5 protein-coding genes are annotated in these 6,000 nt (G+C 39.2%); all 5 read right to left on the bottom strand.

Translation table 11 applies throughout. From position 1 onward, the window contains the following. Positions 1–413, bottom strand: a 413-nt coding sequence (locus tag ACEWB7_RS03090; protein WP_411580428.1) for an IS5 family transposase, incomplete at its 3' end; no start/stop codon positions are given. Positions 414–517: 104 nt separating this feature from the next. After that, complete coding sequence (locus ACEWB7_RS03085; protein ID WP_411580427.1) at positions 518–1,732, bottom strand: hypothetical protein; 1,215 nt, start codon at positions 1,730–1,732, stop codon at positions 518–520. A 353-nt stretch (positions 1,733–2,085) separates the two neighbouring features. Continuing rightward, complete coding sequence (ilvC, locus tag ACEWB7_RS03080; protein WP_005232140.1) at positions 2,086–3,102, bottom strand: ketol-acid reductoisomerase; 1,017 nt, start codon at positions 3,100–3,102, stop codon at positions 2,086–2,088. Between the two features lie 107 nt (positions 3,103–3,209). Next, positions 3,210–3,701, bottom strand: a complete 492-nt coding sequence (gene ilvN, locus ACEWB7_RS03075; RefSeq protein ID WP_004782091.1) for an acetolactate synthase small subunit — start codon at positions 3,699–3,701, stop codon at positions 3,210–3,212. Next, entirely contained in the window at positions 3,698–5,425 is a 1,728-nt protein-coding gene (locus tag ACEWB7_RS03070; protein WP_166139073.1) for an acetolactate synthase 3 large subunit, read from the bottom strand. The genes ilvN and ACEWB7_RS03070 overlap by 4 nt, the downstream gene beginning before the upstream one ends. Positions 5,426–6,000: the final 575 nt, after the last annotated feature.

The following is a 6,000-nucleotide window of genomic DNA, read 5'->3' as shown; positions in this document are numbered from 1 at the left end:
TGTTTCTTGCGTTTCCATTCGCCCTCACCTAGAAACTTCATGCCTGTAGAGTCCATGAGTAGATGCAGCCCATCGCTACTTTTTTGGTAGCTGATTACAATATCAATATGCTTTTGTCTTCTACAAATGGTGGAATAATCTGGTGCGGTCCAATTTAATCCGCAAAGTTTAATCAGACTTTGCACAAAGCCAGTGACCATACGTAAAGACAAACGGAATAGAGATTTAATCATTAAGCAGCATTGGATAGCTGCGTCGGAGTAGGTTTGATTTCGCCCTTGTTTGCCTTTTGATGGCGCATACCATTGCGTAGCAAGATCAAACCAAATGGCAATATTTCCGCGACTCATGAGTGCTCGGTTATATGCGGGCCAATTGGTTGTACGGTAGATTTTGTGTGTAGGCTTCTTCATTTGAAAATTATATCGCTGAAAAAGCCTTTACAGATAGGTTTGTGCAACAAAGCCCTATTCTTCCCTTTTAGAATATAGCCAGATTTTAGAGTATGAGTAAAACTTCAGTCCCAATAAATATCTTTAATATACATCACCTTGGGTTCTAATTCTGTTAGTTCAATAATTATTCTAGCCGCTGAACCAAATACTAAAGCAAGATACTTATTGTCTAGAATATTAATAGTTTGTACTGCATGAAAAACCAAAGATTCTTTCTTATACAAAAGCTTATTTATACTAAAAAAATTATCTAAATATTCAAATTCAAATTTAAATTGTAATTCTTCTTTTTTACTATTTGTATACCTATATATCTCACAACCATCTTCTATCTTTTGAGGTTGAATACCTGCTCTGTTAAGAATCTCGTAAAAAACATCATAACAATTATTTATACTATGATTCTTTAATACGTTTATGCCTAAAATTTTTCTATAGCCTAGATATGTCAGATTCTCTCCAAATATTGAAATTGGAAGATTGAAACTTGCAGTTAAAATTTTAGTAAAATTAATCAACTTATTATTAAAATCTAATTCTTCAAAAAAATGATATTTTTCTAATAAATATCTAAAATGCTCATTTCTATTTTTATACATATATAAAATCAAAAGATGAGAGAGCTTTTCTGGAATCAAACTTCTTACAATATAAGCATACTCTTTTTCTAATTGTAGCTTTTCAACAGTATTCAATACTTGGAATTGATTGATTTTAGCTTCAATCATCTTCAAAAATTGATATAGAAAAGAAAAAATTGTGCATATATCATTATGCTGATGTAACTCCAATTTAAGAGAATTTATAGTTTTCTCGTTTTCTTCATCAATCCTCATAGTTGTTCGAATATCATAAATATTTTTATATTTTTTTTCATATCTCTCATTATCAGCTACTAAGGTTTCAATTTTTTTAGTTAATTCACTTAATAAAGAAAAGAATAAACTATCAAACTGTTGTAATGACTGTGTCTTCAGCTGAGCATCCATTACACCTCGTGTTGCAGCCAATTCCTCTCGACTCATTTTTAAAGTCCATAAAACCCCCATAAAGCTCAAAAATGCAAAGATAGGATTAAGTAATCCACCAAAATAATCTCCAAGAGCTCCTAAGGCAGCTCGCCGATCCTGCTCGCCACTAACGTCAAATGGGTGACCTACATACACCCAAAAGTTTATTACGATATAAAAAACAATTAATAAAATCACTCCCCAAAGAAATAACTTTGACAAGTATTTATTATGCCCCTTAATTTTTATAATTTCTGATTCATCCATAATAAGTACCATACATATTAATATCGTCATTAAATATAAAATGGTTATAACCATAAAAAAACCCCGCTTTCGCAGGGCTTTTTATAGCATATAAATCAGCTAATTAGAGAATTAGTTTTTCTCTTTATCAACGATTTTGTTTGCTTGAATCCAAGGTATGAACGAGTACAAAACACTGTTTTGTACGAAGTGCAAGGAAGCAAAGCATTGCTTTGAATGAAGCGCAAGGAATGAAAAGCAATGCTTTTCTTTCTTTGAGGCACACAACTTTAACCAATGATGTCAGTCATTTCTATAAAACATAAAAAAGCCCCTGTTATAAAACAAGGGCTTTGTGACTCAGAAATTAGAACTTAGTTCTTTTCTTTATCAACGATTTTGTTTGCTTGAATCCAAGGCATCATCGCACGCAGTTTAGCACCAGTTTGTTCAATACCGTGTGCAGCGTTTTGACGACGACGAGCAGTCATAGATGGGTAGTTCAACGCACCTTCTTGGATGAACATCTTCGCATATTCACCAGATTGGATACGTTTAAGTGCATTACGCATTGCTTCACGAGACTGTTCGTTGATTACTTCAACGCCAGTCACGTATTCGCCGTATTCAGCATTGTTAGATACTGAGTAGTTCATGTCAGCGATACCGCCTTCGAACATCAAGTCAACGATCAGTTTAAGTTCGTGTAGACATTCGAAGTAAGCCATTTCAGGTGCATAACCAGCTTCAACCAGAGTTTCGAAGCCCATTTTAACCAGTTCAACAGCACCACCACAAAGAACCGCTTGCTCACCGAACAGGTCAGTTTCAGTTTCTTCACGGAAAGAAGTTTCGATGATACCAGTACGGCCGCCACCTACACCTGAAGCGTAAGAAAGTGCAACATTACGAGCATTACCAGAAGCATCTTGGTGGATCGCGATTAAGTCAGGAACACCTGAACCACGTTGGTATTCAGAACGTACAGTGTGACCAGGAGCTTTAGGCGCAACCATGATTACGTCTAGGTCTTTACGTGGAACAACTTGGTTATAAAGAACAGAGAAACCGTGAGCAAATGCAAGAGTCGCGCCTTCTTTGATGTTTGGCTCGATTACATCACGGTAAAGTTGAGCTTGGAACTCATCTGGAGTCAAGATCATTACTACGTCAGCTTGAGCTACAGCAGCAGGAACTTCAGCAACTTTAAGACCAGCATTTTCAGCTTTTTTCCAAGAAGTAGAATTCGCACGTAGACCAACAGTTACGTCAACGCCAGAATCTTTAAGGTTAAGCGCGTGTGCGTGACCTTGTGAACCATAACCAATGATTGCTACTTTCTTAGATTGGATAATAGATAAGTCGCAGTCTTTATCGTAAAAAATTTGCATTGCTGTCTCCGCTTAAATGCTTGTGTGTCCGTTTCATCAGGCAATGATCCTTGATCACATTGCCTGAAGCCCCCTTCTTATTAGAATGAGGAAATAATTTAAAAAATTTAGATGGTTAGTACTTTTTCGCCGCGTGCGATACCTGATACGCCTGAACGCACCACTTCCAAAATCGTGTTTTCTGCTAATGCATCAATAAAACCGTCGATTTTTTCAGTCGTACCCGCGATTTGAATCGTGTAAGTTGTTGGTGTTACGTCAACCACCTGACCACGGAAAATATCGGTCGTACGTTTGATTTCATCACGGGTTGCACCTAAAGCTTTCACTTTGATCAGCATCAACTCACGTTCAATGTGTGCACCTTCAGACAGATCCACTACTTTAACCACTTCTACCAGCTTGTTCAGCTGTTTAGTGATCTGTTCGATCTTGTGATCATCACCATAAGTTGTCAAAGTCAGACGTGAAAGTGTTGGGTCTTCAGTTGGCGCAACGTTCAATGTTTCAATGTTGTAGCCGCGTTGTGAGAATAAACCCACCAAGCGAGAAAGCGCGCCTGCTTCGTTTTCTACGAGTACAGAGATAATATGTCTCATTTCGTGCGCTCCCCTTTTGCTAACCACATATCCTGCATCGATTGACCCGCAACCAGCATTGGATATACGTGTTCTGTACGGTCAACCATTACGTTAATAAATACGCACTTATCATTGATTGCCATCGCTTCTTCTAGCTTAGACTCAAGCTCGTCTGCATGGTCAATCTGAATACCTACATGACCATAAGCTTCCATCAATTTTGCAAAGTCAGGTAAAGACTCTACATAAGAGCTAGAATGACGGCCTTCGTAGTTCATGTCCTGCCACTGTTTCACCATACCTAAGGCACGGTTGTTCAGGCACAAGATTTTAACGTTCAAGCCATATTGCTTACAGGTAGAAAGTTCCTGGATACACATCTGAATAGACGCTTCACCAGTAATACAAACCACTTGCTGATCCGGGAATGCAAGTTTCGCCGCCATCGCATATGGCAGACCTACACCCATCGTACCTAGACCACCAGAGTTGATCCATTGACGAGGACGCTTATAGCGATAGTGCAACGCGCCGAACATCTGGTGCTGACCAACGTCAGACGTGATGATCGCTTCACCATTGGTGATTTTGTCTAGAGCACGAACCACTTGCTGAGGCTTCATTGAGCCATCAGTCGGTACATCGAACTTCAAGCCATGAACCTGACGCCATTCATCAATCTGTTTCCACCATGCCGCAATCGCTTCAGGATTTGGCTTGGACACATTCATTTGCTTCAACTGGTTCAGCATTTCGTTCAGCACAGGTTCTACTGCACCCACGATTGGAATGTGCGCCATGATGGTTTTAGAAATGGTCGCCGGATCGATGTCAATGTGAATGACTTTCGCATTCGGACAGAATTTCGCGGGGTTATTGGTTACACGGTCATCGAAACGCGCGCCTACACACAGAATCACGTCTGCATTGTGCATGGTCATGTTGGCTTCGTAAGTTCCGTGCATACCCAACATGCCGATGAATTGTGGATCATCGCCCGGGAATGCGCCAAGACCCATCAGGGTATTGGTAACCGGGTAACCCAATAGATGTGCAAGCTCAGTTAATTGTGCTGAAGCATTGCCCTGAACCACGCCGCCGCCTGAGTAAATGACTGGGCGTTTCGCATGAATCAGTTCATCAATCGCTTTACGGATTTGACCTGAGTGACCACGATATGGTGGTTGATACGAACGCATCTTCACTTTTTCAGGATATTCGTAAGCAAATTTCTCTGCCGGGTTGGTTGCATCTTTAGGAATATCAACTACGACTGGACCTGGACGGCCAGATGACGCGATATAGAATGCTTTTTTGATAATTGAAGGAATTTCGCTGGCATGGCGAACCTGGAAGCTGTGCTTCACGATTGGGCGAGAAATACCGACCATATCAGTTTCTTGGAACGCATCCTCACCGATCAAATGGCTTGCAACCTGACCAGACAGGATCACCATTGGAATGGAGTCCATATAAGCCGTTGCAATTGGAGTAACGGTATTGGTCGCGCCTGGGCCAGAAGTGACCAGCACAACACCAGTTTTACCTGTTACGCGTGAGTAAGCATCCGCCATGTGACCGGCAGCTTGTTCGTGACGTACGAGGTAATGATTAATTTTGTCTTGTTGAAATAGCGCATCATAAATATGCAGTACTGCGCCGCCTGGATATCCAAAAACATGTTCAACGCCTTCATCCGCTAATGCGCGAACGAGCATTTCACCACCAGATAGAAGTTCCAACGTGATTCACCCTATATTATTCACTGCACAAATGGGAGGCATTTGCAGTGTTCATTCATTAACTGTCTGCACTGTTATAGCACACAAATTTCATAGTTTTCAAAGCAATAGGAATAAAAAATCCGATCTACCTGCTGTTCGAGCAATACAAGATCTAAAACATGTTGGGGTAAACATATTTTGTTCGCTTTGTTCAATTTTTCGGCTAGAAAAATTGCCCATTGCATGACATGACACTTATTCGAAGGGTGATCGATCTAAGGCATATAAAACTATTGCTGCATTCTTGTGTTTTCAGCCTTTAAAGTCAAGTTTAAAAAACAGGCTATTATTGTTTATACGTCTAAAATTTGCTGCTTTTACAGGCGATTTCGACTTTAACTCTGGTTTTTAGCTTTAAAATTCTAATTTAAATTAATAAATTTCATATACTTAAAACTTTAATTTTATAAATTTTTAATATGTCTTATATAAAAAAATTGAATGAATTTTTAAGAAATTCAATGCAACTATTTATAAATAAATTTCTTTTTATATGAAGTTACTCTTTTTAGGTATCAGCTCAAAACATTAAG

Source organism: Acinetobacter sp. NIOH-H-8 (assembly GCF_046635365.1).
Classification (GTDB): Bacteria; Pseudomonadota; Gammaproteobacteria; order Pseudomonadales; family Moraxellaceae; genus Acinetobacter.
The sequence above is the reverse complement of the archived record's forward strand: the minus strand, read 5'-3'. Positions and strand labels throughout refer to the sequence as shown.